16 protein-coding genes are annotated in these 15,677 nt (G+C 71.5%); 4 read left to right on the forward strand and 12 right to left on the reverse strand.

Annotated elements, in window-relative coordinates; translation table 11 throughout:
- Positions 1 to 4: 4 nt before the first annotated feature.
- Positions 5 to 916 (reverse strand): AurF N-oxygenase family protein, encoded by a 912-nt coding sequence (locus V6D49_RS12955; RefSeq protein ID WP_340559697.1) that lies wholly within the window; start codon positions 914 to 916, stop codon positions 5 to 7.
- Between the two features lie 142 nt (positions 917 to 1,058).
- Between V6D49_RS12955 and V6D49_RS12960 the strand changes: the two genes are divergently transcribed.
- Positions 1,059 to 1,760, forward strand: a complete 702-nt coding sequence (locus V6D49_RS12960; RefSeq protein ID WP_340559698.1) for a TetR/AcrR family transcriptional regulator — start codon at positions 1,059 to 1,061, stop codon at positions 1,758 to 1,760.
- A 9-nt stretch (positions 1,761 to 1,769) separates the two neighbouring features.
- A complete protein-coding gene (locus V6D49_RS12965) occupies positions 1,770 to 2,129 on the forward strand; it encodes a DUF4873 domain-containing protein (RefSeq protein WP_340559700.1) in 360 nt (119 codons plus the stop codon).
- Between the two features lie 7 nt (positions 2,130 to 2,136).
- On the opposite strand, the gene V6D49_RS12970 is transcribed toward V6D49_RS12965, so the two are convergent.
- The 5 genes from V6D49_RS12970 to V6D49_RS12990 form a co-directional block, all read right to left on the reverse strand.
- Positions 2,137 to 2,904, reverse strand: coding sequence for a class E sortase (locus V6D49_RS12970; protein WP_445330516.1), 768 nt, complete (start codon positions 2,902 to 2,904; stop codon positions 2,137 to 2,139).
- 40 nt (positions 2,905 to 2,944) lie between these two features.
- Positions 2,945 to 4,069: a class E sortase gene (locus V6D49_RS12975; RefSeq protein WP_340559701.1), complete on the reverse strand. Its 1,125-nt coding sequence runs from the start codon at positions 4,067 to 4,069 to the stop codon at positions 2,945 to 2,947.
- Positions 4,066 to 4,695 (reverse strand): aminodeoxychorismate/anthranilate synthase component II, encoded by a 630-nt coding sequence (locus V6D49_RS12980; RefSeq protein ID WP_340559702.1) that lies wholly within the window; start codon positions 4,693 to 4,695, stop codon positions 4,066 to 4,068. The genes V6D49_RS12975 and V6D49_RS12980 overlap by 4 nt, the downstream gene beginning before the upstream one ends.
- A gap of 31 nt (positions 4,696 to 4,726) precedes the next feature.
- Positions 4,727 to 4,888 carry a hypothetical protein gene (locus V6D49_RS12985; RefSeq protein ID WP_340559703.1) on the reverse strand — a complete coding sequence of 54 codons (162 nt, stop codon included), beginning with the start codon at positions 4,886 to 4,888 and terminating at the stop codon, positions 4,727 to 4,729.
- A 107-nt stretch (positions 4,889 to 4,995) separates the two neighbouring features.
- Positions 4,996 to 5,778 (reverse strand): DUF881 domain-containing protein, encoded by a 783-nt coding sequence (locus V6D49_RS12990; RefSeq protein ID WP_445330517.1) that lies wholly within the window; start codon positions 5,776 to 5,778, stop codon positions 4,996 to 4,998.
- A gap of 99 nt (positions 5,779 to 5,877) precedes the next feature.
- On the opposite strand from V6D49_RS12990, the gene crgA reads away from it, so the two are divergent.
- Positions 5,878 to 6,138: a cell division protein CrgA gene (gene crgA, locus V6D49_RS12995; RefSeq protein ID WP_191211600.1), complete on the forward strand. Its 261-nt coding sequence runs from the start codon at positions 5,878 to 5,880 to the stop codon at positions 6,136 to 6,138.
- Between the two features lie 347 nt (positions 6,139 to 6,485).
- Here crgA and V6D49_RS13000 read toward each other — a convergent pair whose 3' ends face one another.
- A complete protein-coding gene (locus tag V6D49_RS13000; RefSeq protein ID WP_340559704.1) occupies positions 6,486 to 7,385 on the reverse strand; it encodes a rhomboid family intramembrane serine protease in 900 nt (299 codons plus the stop codon).
- Positions 7,386 to 7,516: 131 nt separating this feature from the next.
- Positions 7,517 to 8,044 carry a peptidylprolyl isomerase gene (locus tag V6D49_RS13005; protein WP_340559705.1) on the reverse strand — a complete coding sequence of 176 codons (528 nt, stop codon included), beginning with the start codon at positions 8,042 to 8,044 and terminating at the stop codon, positions 7,517 to 7,519.
- Between the two features lie 349 nt (positions 8,045 to 8,393).
- Here V6D49_RS13005 and V6D49_RS13010 point away from each other — a divergent pair, with 349 nt between their 5' ends.
- Positions 8,394 to 9,062 carry a DUF5324 family protein gene (locus tag V6D49_RS13010; RefSeq protein WP_340559706.1) on the forward strand — a complete coding sequence of 223 codons (669 nt, stop codon included), beginning with the start codon at positions 8,394 to 8,396 and terminating at the stop codon, positions 9,060 to 9,062.
- Between the two features lie 82 nt (positions 9,063 to 9,144).
- Here the strand turns inward: V6D49_RS13010 and pknB are convergent, their stop codons facing one another.
- The 4 genes from pknB to V6D49_RS13030 all read right to left on the reverse strand — a co-directional run bounded on the left by pknB (position 9,145) and on the right by V6D49_RS13030 (position 15,661).
- Complete coding sequence (pknB, locus tag V6D49_RS13015; RefSeq protein WP_340559707.1) at positions 9,145 to 11,160, reverse strand: Stk1 family PASTA domain-containing Ser/Thr kinase; 2,016 nt, start codon at positions 11,158 to 11,160, stop codon at positions 9,145 to 9,147.
- 130 nt (positions 11,161 to 11,290) lie between these two features.
- Positions 11,291 to 12,739 carry a peptidoglycan D,D-transpeptidase FtsI family protein gene (locus tag V6D49_RS13020; RefSeq protein WP_340559708.1) on the reverse strand — a complete coding sequence of 483 codons (1,449 nt, stop codon included), beginning with the start codon at positions 12,737 to 12,739 and terminating at the stop codon, positions 11,291 to 11,293.
- Complete coding sequence (locus tag V6D49_RS13025; RefSeq protein ID WP_340559709.1) at positions 12,736 to 14,133, reverse strand: FtsW/RodA/SpoVE family cell cycle protein; 1,398 nt, start codon at positions 14,131 to 14,133, stop codon at positions 12,736 to 12,738. Before V6D49_RS13025 ends, V6D49_RS13020 begins: the two co-directional genes overlap by 4 nt.
- Before the next feature lie 16 nt (positions 14,134 to 14,149).
- Positions 14,150 to 15,661 (reverse strand): Stp1/IreP family PP2C-type Ser/Thr phosphatase, encoded by a 1,512-nt coding sequence (locus V6D49_RS13030; RefSeq protein ID WP_445330639.1) that lies wholly within the window; start codon positions 15,659 to 15,661, stop codon positions 14,150 to 14,152.
- Positions 15,662 to 15,677 lie beyond the last annotated feature (16 nt).

Raw genomic sequence — 15,677 nt, forward strand, 5'->3', positions numbered from 1 at the left:
CGGGTCAGGGCAGGAGGTACGCCTTGCGCCACAGGCTCCTGGCCGGTCCTCCGACGAGTCCGGCGTCCTGGAGGAAGGGCATGATCTTCTCCCCGGCGTACCGGACGGACGCCCGGTAGTGCGGGTTGGCGTGGGCGGCCCGTGTCGCGGCCTTCGGGTCGAGCCCGACGGCGGCGTAGGCGCGGGGGTTGAGCAGGCTGCGGGAGATGGCGAACGACACGGTGGCGATCAGCGTCTGCTGGTAGGTCATCTCCGCCCGACCGATGCCGCGCCCGGTGCCGCGGACGACCTCCTCGCGGGCGAAGGTGACGTGCCGGGCCTCCTCGACGATGTGGATGTGGTTGACCATCCGCAGCAGGGGCTGGATCGAGTCGTCGCCGACCATCTCGCGCTGCAGCCGGTCGGTGATCTCCTCGGCGACGAGGATGGAGCCGTACAGCGCGGGCCCGTAGGAGATGGCGGGCAGGATCTTGGCGACCTGGTGGAGGAAGCGGGGCGGGCCGTAGTTGGGGCAGCCGATGCGCTCCACGAGGCGGGCGAACATGGTGACGTGCCGGCACTCGTCGGCGACCTCGGTGAGGGCGTACTGGACGTGCGCGGTGGTGGCGTCCCCGTTGTAGGCGGCCTTGACGAGCATCTTCATGAGCAGCAGCTCGAACCAGAGGCCGACGCTCGCGATGGTGGCCATCTCGTGCTTGCCCAGCTCGCGCCGCTGCTCCTCGGCCATGCGCTCCCACAGCGGCGTCCCGTAGAGGGAGACGCGGTGCGGCAGGATGTAGTGCTTGTCCGGGTCCAGGGGCGCGTCCCAGTCGATGTCGATGTCCGGGTCGTAGGACTTCTTCGCCGACGAGGCGAGCAGGCGCGCGGCGGTCTTCTCGCGGTCGCCCACCTTCGCATCGGTCCGTACGCGTGCCATGCCACTCAACTCCCTCGGGACGGGACCGGTCCGCTGCCCGGGAACAGGGCGCGGCGTCCGCCGCAGTATCTGTTACCTCAGGTAGCGGTTACTTGGGGTAGCATGAGCGGCGCACGCGTGGGAGTCAAGAGCGGAAGTGGGCGTGAGGCCCGTGGACGGACGCAGGGAGCGGTGGAGCTCGCACCGCGCCGCGCGCCGCGAGGAGTTCGTCGAGGCGGCGCTGCGCGCCCTCGCCCGGCACGGTCCCGAGCTGCGCGTCGAGCAGGTCGCGGCGGAGGCCGGGGTCAGCAAGCCCGTGCTCTACCGCCACTTCACCGACAAGGCCCACCTGCTCGCCGCGCTCCACGACCGGGTGGCCGCCCTGCTGATGGAACGGCTGGAGCCCGCCCTCGATCCGGACGACCCGCCGCACGTCCGGATCAGGACCGGCGTGGACGCGTTCCTCTCGCTCCTGGAGGAGCACCCCAACCTCTACCTGCTGGTGAGCCGCACCGTGCCCGCCGGCGCGACGAACGAGGGCGAGGGCGTGCGGGCCGGCAAGGAGCTGGCCGCCCAGGCGCTCACGCACCTCTTCGACGACTACCTGCACGCCTACGGGCTCGACACGCGCGGTGCCGCGCCGATGGCGCACTCCGTCGTCGGCATGGTCCACAGCACGGCCGAGTGGTGGCTGGAGAAGCGGGCGATGAGCCGTCAGGAGGTCGTGGACCACCTGAGCGAGACCGTCTGGGACTGCCTCGACGGCTACCTCCGGCGCCGTGGCGCCCGGTTGGACCCCGACACCCCCACCAGCCCCGACGACGTGCTCGTCGCCCGCGCCGAGCACACCCGCACCCCCGACTGAGGAGCCGCCGTGTCCGATCCCCGCCAGCAGCACGCCCCGGACGAGCAGCACGAGCAGCACGCCCCGCACGACGACGGGTACAGCGGGGCGGCCACGCTCGTCACCGACGGCGCCGAGCTCGCCGTCACCGTCGAGCTGCGCGGTCACTTCCAGCCGATCGACGGCCGCTACCGGTGGTACGGGCGGCTGGCCGCCGATCCGGAGGTGACGCGCCTGTGCGGCGGACGCCGCGCCTCCGTGACGCTGCGCACCCCGCACGGCCAGGCGCCCGCCGAGGCCGCCGACCCCGATCCGTGGGGCCGCTACCGCGTGACGGGCACGGGCACGCCGCCGTTCCGCACCGCCGGCACCCGGCCGCCGGGGATGTGAGGGCCGCTCAGCCCGCGCGCAGTTCCTCCGGCGGCGTCCGCTCCTCGTCCACCGGTTCCGTGCGCTCCAGCTCCGCCCACACGATGTAGCGGTAGGCGGAGCTGAACATCGGCGTGCACGTCGTCAGGGTGAGGTAGCGGCCCTCCTCCGTCTTCCCGGACCCCTCGGGGACGTCGGCGAGCACGCCGACGTTGTACTTCGAGGTCTCCGGCAGCTTCGCGTAGACCGTGTACACGTACCAGGTGTCCTTGGTCTCGAAGACGACCGGATCGCCCTCGTCGATCTTGTGGATGTTGTGGAACTTGGCGCCGTGCCCGTCCCGGTGCGCGGCGAGGGTGAAGTTCCCCGATTCGTCCCACGGCATCGCGGACTTCTTCGGCTTCTCGTAGTACCCGGCGATGCCGCCGTTGAGCTTCTCCGGGTCCGTGCCGGGGAGGACGAGCACGTCGTCGTCGCTCATCGCGGGCACGTGCAGGAAACCGATGCCGTCCTTGGGGTCGAAGTCGGCCGGAGCCCGGTCCTCGCCTCCGCCGTCGCCCTCCTCCTGCTCGGCCCACTGGTCGCGCAGCTCGCTGCTCTCCTTGCCGGCCTGGCGGTCGGCGAGGACGTTCGTCCACCACAGGGAGTAGGCGACGAAGAGGGCCAGCACGAGGCCCGCCGTGATGAGGAGTTCACCCAGGACGCTGACCGTCGCGGCGACGCGTCCGCGGGTGGGCCGGGGCGGCCGCGGACGCTCTTCGGTCTCCGCGTCGTCGTCCCGCTCGGTCACTGCCACGTGGGTTCCACCGTTTCGATCGCTCCGCCGGCCCGGCCGGCTATCCGACGAGCGCGTCCGGCTTCCCCTCGCTGCGCGGGCGCTCCTCGACCATTTTGCCCCAGACGATGAGACGGTACTTCGAGGTGAACTCGGGGGTACAGGTGGTCAGGGTCACGTAGCGACCCGGCTCGGTGAAGCCCGACTTGGGCGGGACGGGGGCGATGACCTCCACGTCCGACGGCGAGGTCTGCGGCAGGACGCTCGTCATCTCGTAGACGTAGTAGGCGTCCGCCGTCTCGACGACGATGGGGTCGCCCGCCCGGAGCCGGTTGATGTAACGGAACGGCTCGCCATGGGTGTTGCGGTGCCCCGCCACCGCGAAGTTGCCCTCCTCGTCCCAGGGCATCGCCGTCTCCAGGCCGGACGCCTCGTCGTAGTGGCCGACGAGCCCCTTGTCGAGGACGCTGTCCTTGTCGATGCCCTCGGCCACCGGGACGGCGACGTCCAGCGTCGGCAGGTACATGAGGGCGAAGCCCTCACCGGGCTCGAAGGCGTCGGGCCGCCGCTCGGCCGCCTCCTGCGCGTCCCACCTCTCCTCCAGCCGACTGGTGGCCTGCTGGGTCTCGAACCCGGCCTGCACGTTCGTCCACCACAGCTGGTAGGCCACGAAGAGGAGCAGCAGCACGCCGCAGGTGATGAACAGCTCGCCCACGCCACGGCTGGCCATGACGGCGGCGTTCTCCTTGCGGGCGCGGGCGGCCCGGGCGGCGGCCCGACGCCGCGCGGCGCGTCCCTCGAAGGGCTCCTCGTCGTCCCGGCGCGCCGGGGGGCGGGCCCGCCGCAGCGCGACGGTCTCCGGGTCCGGCTCCTCGCCGGGCGGCGGGACGGCCGGGGCGGCGGGTGCCGGGGCCGGGACGGGAGCGGGCCGGGGCGCGGGCGGCGGCGGGGGGCCGCCCGGGGTGTGCGGGCGGAACCAGGGGGAACCCCCGGCGGCCTGCGCGGGGCGCCGGCGGCGCCCGGGCCCCGCCCGGCCCTCCGCCCGCCCGTCCGGCTGCGCCGTGCCGTCCGGCTGCGCCGAGGGAGGCCGCCGACCGGGCAGGGGGTCGTTCAACGGGTCGTCGAGGCGCCCGATCGCCGCCAGCAGATCCTGCGGATCGGCGTACGGGTCCTCGGGCGTCGTCACCTGCCGACGACCGGGGCCAGGCCCCGGGAGCGCTCGACGGCTCCGGTGTCACCGCACTCGGTGAGCCAGTTCGCCAGCATCAGGTGGCCCCACTCGGTGAGCACGGACTCGGGGTGGAACTGCACGCCCTCCACCGGCAGCTCCCGGTGCCGCAGGCCCATGATGACGCCGGAGTCGGTGCGGGCCGTGACCCGCAGGGTCTCCGGGACGGTGGCGGGCTCGGCGGCCAGCGAGTGGTAGCGGGTGGCCGTGAACGGCGAGGGGAGCCCGGCGAAGACGCCCGCGCCCTCGTGCACCACGGCCGACGTCTTGCCGTGCAGCAGCTCCGGGGCGCGGCCCACGACGCCGCCGTAGGCGACGACCATGGACTGCATGCCCAGGCACACGCCGAACACCGGCACCCCGGTGTCCGCGCAGTGCCGCACCATGTCCACGCACACCCCGGCCTCCTCGGGCGTGCCGGGCCCCGGGGAGAGCAGGACGCCGTCGAAGCCGTCCTGGGCGTGCCCCGTGCGCACCTCGTCGTTGCGCAGGACCTCGCACTCGGCACCGAGCTGGTAGAGGTACTGGACGAGGTTGAAGACGAAGCTGTCGTAGTTGTCCACCACGAGGATGCGTGCGCTCATCGGTCCGCTCAGCCCTTACTCGTCGCCCGGGTCAGTTGTCGTCCACCGTCACGTCGCCGAACGGCAGCAGCGGTTCGGCCCACGGGAACACGTACTGGAACAGCACGAACACCACCGCGAGGACGAGGACGAGCGAGATCAGCGCCCGCACGAGTGCGTTGCCCGGCAGATGCCGCCAGATCCAGCCGTACATGCCGTGGTGCCGTCCCTTCGGTCCCCGCCCGTGTCGCGCGGCGCGGCGCGCCGGGTGCGGCGCTCCGTGCGGTCACCAGAGTACGTCGCCGGGGCGCGCCCGCGGCGTCAGTCCAGCGGCTCGGCGTACTGGAGGTCGACGGGGCCGGAGTAGCCGGGGAGCGTCGTGTCGTCGTGCCCCTCGACCTCCCAGCCGAGGCCGTACGCCTCCACGTACTGCTTGTACGTGCTGATGGCGGGTGAGCGGTCCAGCGCCTCGCGCAGCCGCTCCGGGTCGCCGACGGCCGTGACCTCGTAGGGCGGCGAGTAGAGCCGGCCCTGGAGGATCAGGGTGTTGCCGACGCACCGCACGGCGCTGGTGGAGATCAGCCGCTGGTCCATGACCCGGATGCCCTCGGCGCCGCCGGCCCACAGCGCGTTGACGACGGCCTGCAGGTCCTGCTGGTGGATGACCAGGTAGTCCGGCTCCGGCTCGGGCCAGCCGGGGAGGCGGGCGGTCGCGTCGGAGGGGGCGTCGGTGAGCGTCACCGTCAGGCCGGCGCCGCTGACCTCCTCCGTCTGGGCGGTGTCCGCCAGCTGCTCGGCCCGGCGGCGCTCGGCGGCGCTGCGGCCCTCGTCCCGCTCCTCGGCCAGCGCCTCGACCTCCTCGCGCAGCTCCGCGGTGGAGGACTCCAGCGTGCCGTTCTCGCGGCTGCGCTCGGCGATCAGGTCGGGCAGACGGAGCATCGGGTCATCACTGCGCAGGTCGGTGCCCTGCGCCGTGTTGAAGCTCACCCAGAAGATGAGGCCGGCCAGGGCGAAGACACCGGCGCTGGCGGTGCGCGCGAGGCCGGAGCGCAGCCCGCGCCGGGACCGGTCCGCGCCCGGGGGAGACGTCGACGAAGAGGTCACCGTACCCTTGTCTCCTTCCACCGCCTGGAACCACTACGCTAACGGACCACAGCACATCCGTTCAGCGCGCGGTCAAGCGCATCGACAGGAGACCCTCTCGTGCCGAAGTCCCGGATTCGCAAGAAGAAGGACGGTTACACCCAGCCCGAGGCGAAGCGGTCCAACAAGATCGACCTCTCCTCCGGTCGCAGTTGGGTCGCGCCGCTGATGCTGGCCATGTTCGCGATCGGGTTGGCCTGGATCGTCGTCTTCTACCTGACCGAGGGTTCCCTGCCCGTCGACGCGCTGGGCAACTGGAACATCGTGGTCGGCTTCGGCTTCATCGCGGTGGGCTTCGTCGTCTCCACGCAGTGGAAGTAGCGCGTCCCTCCCGTTTCCCCCGTGACCGCGTCAGCGCCGGACGGCTCACCCGCACCCGGCGCTGACGCGGACGTCTGCTGTGCGCCTGCTTCCTCGGGCTGGTCAGCGGGGTGGCCGGGGTCGGGCTCCGAGCCCGGTCGAACCGGTTGTCCACAGGTTGTCCACAGGGCTGGGAAAAGTTCAGACGATCTGTGGATAACGCACATCGGGTTGACGCCGGCCGACGCGTCCGGACAAGCGTTCTCCCTTGTTCCCCAAGGGAAACGGACCTGTGTGCGAACGCCTGCGCGTCATGCACAAGATCCGCTACCACCTGTGGATAACTGCTCGTCCGCTGCCCGTCGGCCTCAGCCGAGCAGGGCCGATGTCCGGATGACGGCGGCGAGGACGAGGGCTCCGAGGAGCACCCCGCACGTCCCCCACTGCACCAGCGCCCGGCCCTTGCGCGGTGCGTGGATGAGGGCGAAGGCGAACACCGCGCCGATGATCAGACCGCCGAGGTGGGCCTGCCAGGCCACCCGCAGGCCCGGAATGAAGCCGATGACGAGGTTGATCGCGAGCAGGACGAAGATCGGCCGCAGATCGTAGTTGAGCCGCCGCATCAGGACGGCCGTCGCCCCGAACAGGCCGAAGATGGCGCCGGACGCGCCCAGCGACGGCTGGTTCTGCGCGACGAGCACGTAGGACACGACGCTGCCGCCCAGTGCGGACAGCAGGTACAGGGCGACGAAGCGCAGTCGGCCCAGCGCCGCCTCCAGGGGCGGGCCGAGGAACCACAGCGCCATCATGTTGACGCCGATGTGCCAGAACTCCGAGTGCAGGAAGGCCGAGCTCAGCAGCCGGTACCACTCGCCGTCGGCCACCCCGACGATCTGCAGCCCACCGGCCTCGACCTGCCCCGACAGAGCGAGGCCGATGAGCTGGAGGTCGTCGATGAACTGCCGCCCGAGCGCCAGCCCGGCGACGAACACCGCGACGTTCAGCCCGAGCAGGATCTTCGTCACCAGCCGGGTGTCCTGCACCACCGCGCCGCCCGCCAGCGTGCGCGGCCGCACGGCCCGGCCGGCCGCTCCCGACGCTCCGCGCACGCACTCGGGGCACTGGTAGCCCACAGCGGCGTCGATCATGCAGTCGGGGCAGATCGGCCGGTCGCACCGGGTACAGCTGATGCCCGTCTCCCGGCCCGGGTGCCGGTAACACCCCGGCAGGGTGTGGCCGGGCCCCAGCCCGCCCTGCTGGTGCTCCATCGTCTTCCCCTTCGCCCTCTCGGCGTGGCCGCCCCCACACGGTCGCGGCCCCACCTGTATCGACGGACAGGTGGGGCGGACCGTTCCCCGGCCGCCGCGCCGCAGCGCCGTCGCGGACGGGGAGCGCGCGCTCAGCGGCGCTCGATGACCACCGACTCGATCACCACGTCGTTGACGGGGCGGTCCGTGCGCGGGTTGGTGTCGGTGGTGGCGATCTCGTCGACGATCTTCTTCCCGGCCTCGCTCGTCACCTCACCGAAGATGGTGTGCTTGCCGGTCAGCCACGTCGTGGGCGAGACGGTGATGAAGAACTGCGAGCCGTTCGTCCCCGGGCCCGCGTTCGCCATGGCGAGCAGGTAGGGCTTGGTGAAGCCCAGGTCCGGGTGGATCTCGTCGCGGAACTCGTACCCGGGGCCGCCGGTGCCGTTGCCCAGCGGGTCACCGCCCTGGATCATGAAGCCGCTGATGACGCGGTGGAAGACGGTCCCGTCGTAGAGCTTGTCGGTCGTCTTCGCGCCCGTCTTCGGGTGCGTCCACTCCCGGGAGCCCTCGGCGAGCTCGACGAAGTTCTTGACGGTCTCGGGCGCGTGGTTCGGGAAGAGCTGGACCTCGATGTCGCCGCGGTTCGTCTTCAGGGTGGCGTAGAGCTGCTCGGCCACGATCTACCTTCCATAGTCCTTACTGACGGTCCCCGATCCTCCCATGGACCGCCCGCCGCCGGGCCCGAGGCTCGCATCGGAGTGACGATCGGGCGACGTCGGGCGTCGCCGGTGTCCGGAACGACGGAGTCGGCACCGGGGCGTGGCATCGTCGGATCACGGGCCGCCCGGCTGCACGAAGTGCCCGAACGGGGGTACCCGCAGCCGAACGCGTGACCCGAACGCCCGTCGACGCATGCCGAATCCGCCGACGGGGGGCATGATCTCGATTCGGGTGTAAAGGCGAAGAAGGACGAGGATCGCCGGGGTACGAGTCCCCGGACCACGTGCCACCGAGGAGGAGGACACCGTGACCCGCAAGGACAGCGTGCGCGCCGCGACCGGCACCGCGAAGGAGAACGTGCGGCATGCCGCCGAGGTGGTGGGGCCCAGGGTGGGCCTGGCCGCGCGCCAGGCCCAGCACACCGCACGCGAACAGTACGAAGGCATGGTGGCGCCACGCCTCGCGCACGCCCGCACCGCACTGCCCCCGGCCGTCGACGACGCCGCCAAGCGCGCGGCCAAGCACAGCCGCAAGGCCGCCAAGGAGGCCCGGTGTTACGCGAAGGAGGCCGCAGCCTACGCCGCGCCGCGCGTCGAGGCCGCACGGGCCGCCGCGGCACCCGCCCGTGAGGAGGCCATGGCCCGTTCCGCCGCCGCCATGGCGGCCCTGCGCGGCGAGGTCACGGCGAAGGAGGTGCGGAAGATCACCCGCAAGCGCGCCCGCCGCGCGGCCTACGGACGGGGTCTGAAGCGGCTGACGGTGCTGGGCCTCGTCGGCGGCGCCGTCTACGCCGCCTGGCGCTGGTGGGACCAGCAGGCCAACCCGGACTGGCTGGTCGAGCCGCCCGCCGCGACCGACGTCTCGGAGGGCGGGGTGCCGGCGGACGCGTCGTCCCTCGACCCGGAGGTGGAGGCCAAGCAGGCCGAGGAGTCCGGGGAGGCGGCGCGGTCCGAGGGCGGCGAGAAGAAGGGCTGACGCGCCCGGAGCACCACGTGGGAGGAGCCGGACCCGCAACGGGTCCGGCTCCTCCCACGTGCGTTACTCCACCGGGCCGGGGTCAGTCCCCGTCGCCGTCGCGGCCCCACTGGCCCTCGAAGAAGCCACCGATCGGGTTGTCGTCGCCGTTCCCGCCGTCACCGTTCCCGTCCGGGACGGTCTGGATCGTGACGACGGAGCCCTTGGGCGCCTCCTGCTCCTCCTGCGGGGCGACCGCCTGGACGAAGGCGTTCTTGTCCGGTCCCTGGATCTGGACCTGGAAGCCCGCGTCCTGGAGCTTCTTGACCGCGGGCTGCACGCGCTCGCCCACGACCTTCGGCACCTTCACGTTCTCCTGCTCGGGCGCCTTGGCGACCTCCAGCGTCACCGTGCTGCCCTTGGCCGCCTGCTCGTTGCCGGACGGGCTCTGGCTGATGACGGTGTTCGGGGGCTTGGAGCCGTCCTCCTTCTCCGTGACCTCGACCACGAAGCCGGCGCCCTCCAGCTGCTGGCGGGCCTGCTCGACGTCCTTGTTCGTCACCGGCGGGACCGTACGGGTCTCGGTGCGCACGACGGAGAGCGTGATCTGGGTGCCCGCCTGGACCTTCTCCCCCCGGGCCGGGTCCTGCTCGATGACCGTTCCCTCGGGCTCGCTGGAGGAGGACGCGGCCTCCTCCGTCACCTCGAAGCCGGCCTCCTGGAGCTCGCTGCGGGCGTCGTCGTAGGAGTCGCCCACCACGTCCGGCACCTCGATCGGGGCCGGGCCGTCGGACATGACCAGGGTGATCGTGTCGTTCCGCTCGACCTCGGTGTCGGGCTCCGGGTCCGTGCGGCAGACGGTGTCCTTCTCCTCCTCGCAGTGCTCCCGCGGCCCCTCGGAGACCTCCAGGCCGGTGTTCTGCGCCCGCTGGGTCGCCTCCTTCAGCGTGAGCCCGGTGAGCTTGGGCACGGCGACCGTGTCCGAGCCGCCGCCGCCGGACAGGGCCTTGCCGATGAAGATGGCGCCGATCAGCACGAGGATGCCCGCGGCGACGAGGAGGATCGTGGAGAGCTGGCTGTTCTTCCGCTCGCGACGGCGCCCGCGCGGCTCGTCGTAGCCGTATCCGCCGTCGTCGTCGCGCATCGGGGGCAGCATCGACGTCTGCCCGGCGCCCGCCGTGCGCAGGGCCTGGGTGGGCCGGTCCTCGGCGTGCGCGTGGGCGGCGCCGTAGCCCGCACCGTACCCGGCGGCGCCGAGCGCGGCGGCGGCACCGACCGGCTGCCCGTCGAGGGACGCCTCCAGGTCGGCGCGCATCTCGTCCGCGCTCTGGTAGCGGTAGTCGGGGTCCTTGGCGAGCGCCTTGAGGACGATGGCGTCCTGCTCCGGGGTGATCTCCGGGTCGAAGACGCTCGGCGGCTGCGGCTCCTCGCGCACGTGCTGGTAGGCGACGGCGACCGGGGAGTCCCCGACGAAGGGGGGCCGGACCGTCAGCAGCTCGTAGAGCAGACAGCCGGTCGAGTAGAGGTCGCTGCGCGCGTCGACGGTCTCGCCCTTGGCCTGCTCCGGGGAGAGGTACTGGGCGGTGCCGATGACGGCGGCGGTCTGCGTCATCGTCATACCGGAGTCGCCCATGGCGCGGGCGATGCCGAAGTCCATCACCTTGACCTGGCCGCCGCGCGTGAGCATGACGTTGGCCGGCTTGATGTCGCGGTGGACGATGCCGTTGCGGTGGCTGTACTCCAGCGCTTGGAGGATGCCGGCGGTCATCTCCATGGCCCGCTCGGGCAGCAGTTTGCGCCCGGAGTGCAGCAGCTCGCGGAGCGTGGAGCCGTCGACGTACTCCATGACGATGTACGGGATCGAGATGCCGTCCACGTAGTCCTCGCCGGTGTCGTACACGGCGACGATCGCGGGGTGGTTCAGCGAGGCGGCCGACTGGGCCTCGCGGCGGAACCGGGCCTGGAACGTGGGGTCGCGGGCGAGGTCGACGCGGAGCGTCTTGACGGCGACGGTGCGGCCCAGACGGGTGTCGTGGGCCAGGTAGACCTCGGCCATGCCGCCGCGGCCGAGCACCTGGCCCAGCTCGTACCGCCCGCCTAGGCGACGCGGCTCGTCCATATCTCCAGCCCTCTCCGTTCGTCCGGACCGCACCGGCGTGGGGTCCGGCGGCGTGCTGCTCGGCATACGGTACCCGGACGCGGGTGGGCGACCGGAACGCCGACCGACGCCTCGACGTCTGTGCGCAAGGTCACTGACGGCCCTCCAGCACGGCCCGCATGACGTCCTTCGCGATGGGCGCGGCCAGGCCGCCACCGGACACTTCGTTCCGTTCGGCGTCGCTGTCCTCGACCACCACCGCGACGGCGACCGGTGAGCCGTTGTCCGTCATGGCGTAGGAGATGAACCACGCGTAGGGCGTCTCACTGTTGTCCACACCACGCTGGGCGGTGCCCGTCTTGCCGCCCACTGTGACGCCCTCGATCTGGCCGTTGGTTCCCGTGCCGTCCTCGACCACGGTCTCCATCATCTGCTGGATCTTCTTGGCGTTGGACGCGGAGATCGGCTGCCCCATCTCCTGCGGCTCGTTCTGCTCGACGACGCTGCGCGGGCCCTCCAGCCGGTCGACCATGTAGGGCTGCATCAGCTTGCCGTCGTTGGCGATCGCCGCGGTGATCATGGCGATCTGGAGCGGCGTGGCCCGGTTGGACGCCTGCCCGATGCCGGCCATCGCGTTCTGCGGGGCGTTGTCCTCGGGGTAGACGCTCTCGGCCGTGCGGACGGGGACGAAGAGTTCCTCGTTGTAGCCGAACTTCTCCGCCATCTCCTTCATCTCCTCGTTGCCGAGGTCGGCGCTGATGCCGGCGAAGGTGGCGTTGCAGGAGAACTGGAGGGCGACGCGCAGGGTGGCGTCGTCGCACGGAGGGTTGCCGAAGTTGCTGAGCTCCTTGTCGGTCTGCGGGAGCTCGTACGGGTCCTCGATGCCCGACTTCTCGTCGATGTCGTACTTGCCGCTCTCCAGCGCCGCGGCCGCGGTGAGCACCTTGAAGGTGGAGCCGGGCGGGTACGTCTCGCGCAGTGCCCGGTTGAGCATGGGCTTGTCCGGGTCCTCGTTGAGGGCGACCCAGTTGTCGCTGGCCTCCGCGTCGTTGCCGACGATGGAGCCCGGGTCGTAGGACGGGGTGCTGGCCAGGGCGAGGATCGCGCCGGTGCGCGGGTCGATGGCGGCGACGGCGCCCTTCTTGTTCCCGAGGCCCTCGAACGCCGCCCGCTGGGCGGCGGCGTTCAGGGTGGTGACGACGTTCCCGCCCTCCATCGGCTTACCGGTGATCATGTCGATGGTGCGGTTGAAGAACAGCCGGTCGTCGTTGCCGGTGAGGATCTTGTCGTGGACGCCTTCCAGCATCGTGGCGTTGAACACCGACGCGTGGCCGGTCACCGGCGCCCACATGGCGCCGTCCTTGTAGGTGCGCTGGTACTGGAAGTCGCGGCTGTCGGTCTCGGTGGAGCCGGTGACGGCCTTGCCCTCGACGATGATGTCGCCGCGCGGGTGGGCGTAGCGCTCGATCAGCACCCGGCGGTTCTTGTCGGAGGAGCTGAGCTCCTCGGCCTGGACGAACTGCACCCAGTTGACCCTGACCAGCAGGGCGATCACCAGGATGCCGCAGAAAACGGCGATCTTGCGGATGGGCTTGTTCACGACCGCACCACCTGGGTCATCTCGACGTCGGGATTCGGGGCGGGCGCCGGCGCCGGGCGGCGCGCGGTGTCGCTGATCCGCAGCAGGATGGCGAACAGGGCCCAGTTGGCGATGACGGACGAGCCGCCCTGCGCGAGGAAGGGCATCGTCATACCGGTGAGCGGGATGAGCGCGGTGACGCCGCCCGCGACGACGAACACCTGGATCGCGAAGGCGCCGGACAGACCCACGGCGAGCAGTTTGCCGAACGGGTCGCGCGCGGCCAGCGCCGTCCGGATGCCGCGTTCGATGAGCAGGCCGTACAGGACGAGGATGGCCATCATGCCGGTCAGGCCCAGCTCCTCGCCGACGGTGGCGAGGATGTAGTCGCTCTTGACGGCGATGCCGCCGATGAGCCGGGTGAAGCCCTCACCGAGCCCGGAGCCGAAGAGGCCGCCGGAGCCGAAGGAGTACATCACCTGGGCGGTCTCCGTGACGCCGCCGTTGGCGCCCAGCTGCAGCGGGTTGAGCCAGTTGTCGACGCGGTCCTGCACGTGTGTGGTCGTCGACGCCACGACCACCGCGCCGGCGGCGGAGAGCAGCAGGCCGAAGAGGACCCAGCTCGTGCGCTCGGTGGCGACGTAGAGCATCACGACGAACATGCCGAAGAACAGCAGCGAGGTGCCGAGGTCGGTCTCGAAGACGAGGATCATCAGGCTCAGGGCCCAGATCGCCAGGATCGGTCCGAGGTCGCGGCCGCGCGGCAGGTAGAGCCCCATGAAGCGGCGGCTGGCCAGGGCGAGGGCGTCGCGCTTGACCATGAGGTACCCGGCGAAGAAGACCGTGATGACGATCTTCGCGAACTCGCCGGGCTGGAGGGAGCCGACGCCGGGGATCGTCACCCAGATCTTCGCGCCGTTGACGGGCGGGAAGAACATCGGCAGCGCCAGCAGCACGAGCGCGACGGCCATGGAGATGTAGGTGTAGCGCTGGAGGATGCGGTGGTCCTTGAGGAAGACCAGCACCGCGAGGAACAGCGCGACGCCCAGCGCCGACCACATCAGCTGGCCGGGTGCGGCGTTCTCCGGTCGCACGCCCGGCTCCTGGTCGAGCCGCCAGATCAGCACGAGGCCGAGCCCGTTGAGCAGGGTGCAGATCGGCAGGATCAGCGGGTCGGCGTACGGGGCGAACTTCCGCACCAGCAGGTGGGCGACGCCGGCGAGCAGGCCGAGGCCCAGGCCGTAGCCGATCATCCCCGCCGGGAGGGTGCCGTTCTTGGCCAGGCCCACGTTGGCGTAGGCGAAGACGGGGATGACGACGGCGAAGACGAGGAGGCCGAGCTCGGTGTTGCGGCGGCTGGGGAGTCCGCCCGCCGAGACCGTGCTGGTACTCCCGGTGGTGCTGTTGCTGCTCATATGAACTCGCTGCCCCTCACGGCGTCCGGCACTGCTTCGCGAGCCGCTGCTGCTCGTCGGTCAGCCGGGGACCGGGCGCGGGGTCGTCCGCCACCGGTTCGCGACCGTCCTCACCGCCGGGCTGGGAGCTGTCGGCGTCCTCCTTGGCCTCCTCGGCGGACGCCTTCTGGTCGGCCACGATCTCGCAGACCTCGGCCTGGGCCCCCAGCTTCTGGATCTTGTCCTCGGCCTGGGCCAGCGTGCCCATGGAGATGGTGTCCTTGACCTGGTTGCGCTGGTAGACGGGCAGGTACTTGAGTTCGATGCCGGTGTCCTCCCTGACCTCGCCGAGGTCCAGGGGGCCGAGCTTCTGGTTCAGACCCTGGTAGAGGGCGACCCGGTCGCCCTCCGCACCGATGTAGTACTGCCCTCTCGACCACTTCCAGGCCGCGTACAGGCCGCCGCCGAGCAGGGCGAGGGCCAGCACGATGAGCAGGCTCCGCTTCACCCAGCCGCCCTTGCGGGCCTTGCGCCGTCGGCCGGACTCCTCGACCGGGCCGTCCCCGTCCGCCCACTCCCCGAACGTGCCGGGGGCCGCGCCGCTGCCGGGCGGGCCGAAGCCCTCCTGCCCGTCCGCGGAGCCGGGCTGCTGCTGGGGCACGGAACGGCTCAGCTCGGCGGCGCGGGAGGCCGGGGTGGCCTGCGCGCCGGGGCCGCCGAGCGGGTTCTGCGTCTCCGCGACGGCGCCGACGACGACCGGTGTGTCGTTGAGCTGGGCGGCGGGGGTGTCGTTGCCGTCGACGTCGAGGACATCGGCGATGATCACCGTGATGTTGTCGGGGCCGCCACCGCGCAGGGCGAGCTGGATCAGCTCCTCGACCGTCTCGTGCGGCCCCTGGTAGCTGCCGAGGGTCTCCTCCATCGTCTGGTGGCTGACCACGCCGGAGAGGCCGTCGGAGCAGATGAGGTAGCGGTCGCCGGCGCGGACCTCGCGGATCGAGAGGTCCGGTTCCACCCGGTCGCCGCTGCCCAGCGCGCGCATGAGCAGGGAGCGCTGCGGGTGGGTGGTGGCCTCCTCCTCGGTGATGCGGCCCTCGTCGACGAGCCGCTGCACCCAGGTGTGGTCCTGTGTGATCTGGGTGAGCACGCCGTCGCGCAGCAGGTAGGCGCGGGAGTCGCCGACGTGGACGAGGCCGAGGCGCTGACCCGTCCACAGCAGGGCGGTGAGGGTGGTGCCCATGCCCTCCAGCTGCGGGTCGTCCTCGACCATCACGCGCAGCTGTTCGTTGGCCCGCTGCACGGCGTCGCCGAGTGAGGTGAGGACGTCCGAGCCGGGGACGTCCTCGTCCAGCTCGACGATGGTGGAGATCACCTCGGAGCTGGCGACCTCACCGGCGGCCTGGCCGCCCATGCCGTCGGCGACCGCCAGCAGCCGGGGCCCGGCGTAACCCGAGTCCTCGTTGTGATCGCGGATCATGCCGTCGTGTGATCCGGCGGCGAAACGCAGTGACAGACTCATGCGCACCTCGCCCGTCGGCTCCGGGTACATCCGCACGCTGCCCACC

The sequence above is a fragment of the Streptomyces sp. GSL17-111 genome, assembly GCF_037911585.1.
In the GTDB taxonomy this organism is placed as follows: Bacteria; Actinomycetota; Actinomycetes; order Streptomycetales; family Streptomycetaceae; genus Streptomyces.

What these genes read in the sequence shown, in the direction of transcription:
- V6D49_RS12985 (WP_340559703.1), bottom strand. Translation starts at nt 4,888, where the DNA reads ATGTACGGCTGGATCTGGCGGCATCTGCCGGGCAACGCACTCGTGCGG.
- V6D49_RS13000 (WP_340559704.1), bottom strand. Translation starts at nt 7,385, where the DNA reads ATGGAGCACCAGCAGGGCGGGCTGGGGCCCGGCCACACCCTGCCGGGG.
- V6D49_RS13025 (WP_340559709.1), bottom strand. Translation starts at nt 14,133, where the DNA reads ATGAGCAGCAACAGCACCACCGGGAGTACCAGCACGGTCTCGGCGGGC.
- V6D49_RS12955 (WP_340559697.1), bottom strand. Translation starts at nt 916, where the DNA reads ATGGCACGCGTACGGACCGATGCGAAGGTGGGCGACCGCGAGAAGACC.
- pknB (WP_340559707.1), bottom strand. Translation starts at nt 11,160, where the DNA reads ATGGACGAGCCGCGTCGCCTAGGCGGGCGGTACGAGCTGGGCCAGGTG.
- V6D49_RS13030 (WP_445330639.1), bottom strand. Translation starts at nt 15,661, where the DNA reads ATGTACCCGGAGCCGACGGGCGAGGTGCGCATGAGTCTGTCACTGCGT.
- V6D49_RS12980 (WP_340559702.1), bottom strand. Translation starts at nt 4,695, where the DNA reads ATGAGCGCACGCATCCTCGTGGTGGACAACTACGACAGCTTCGTCTTC.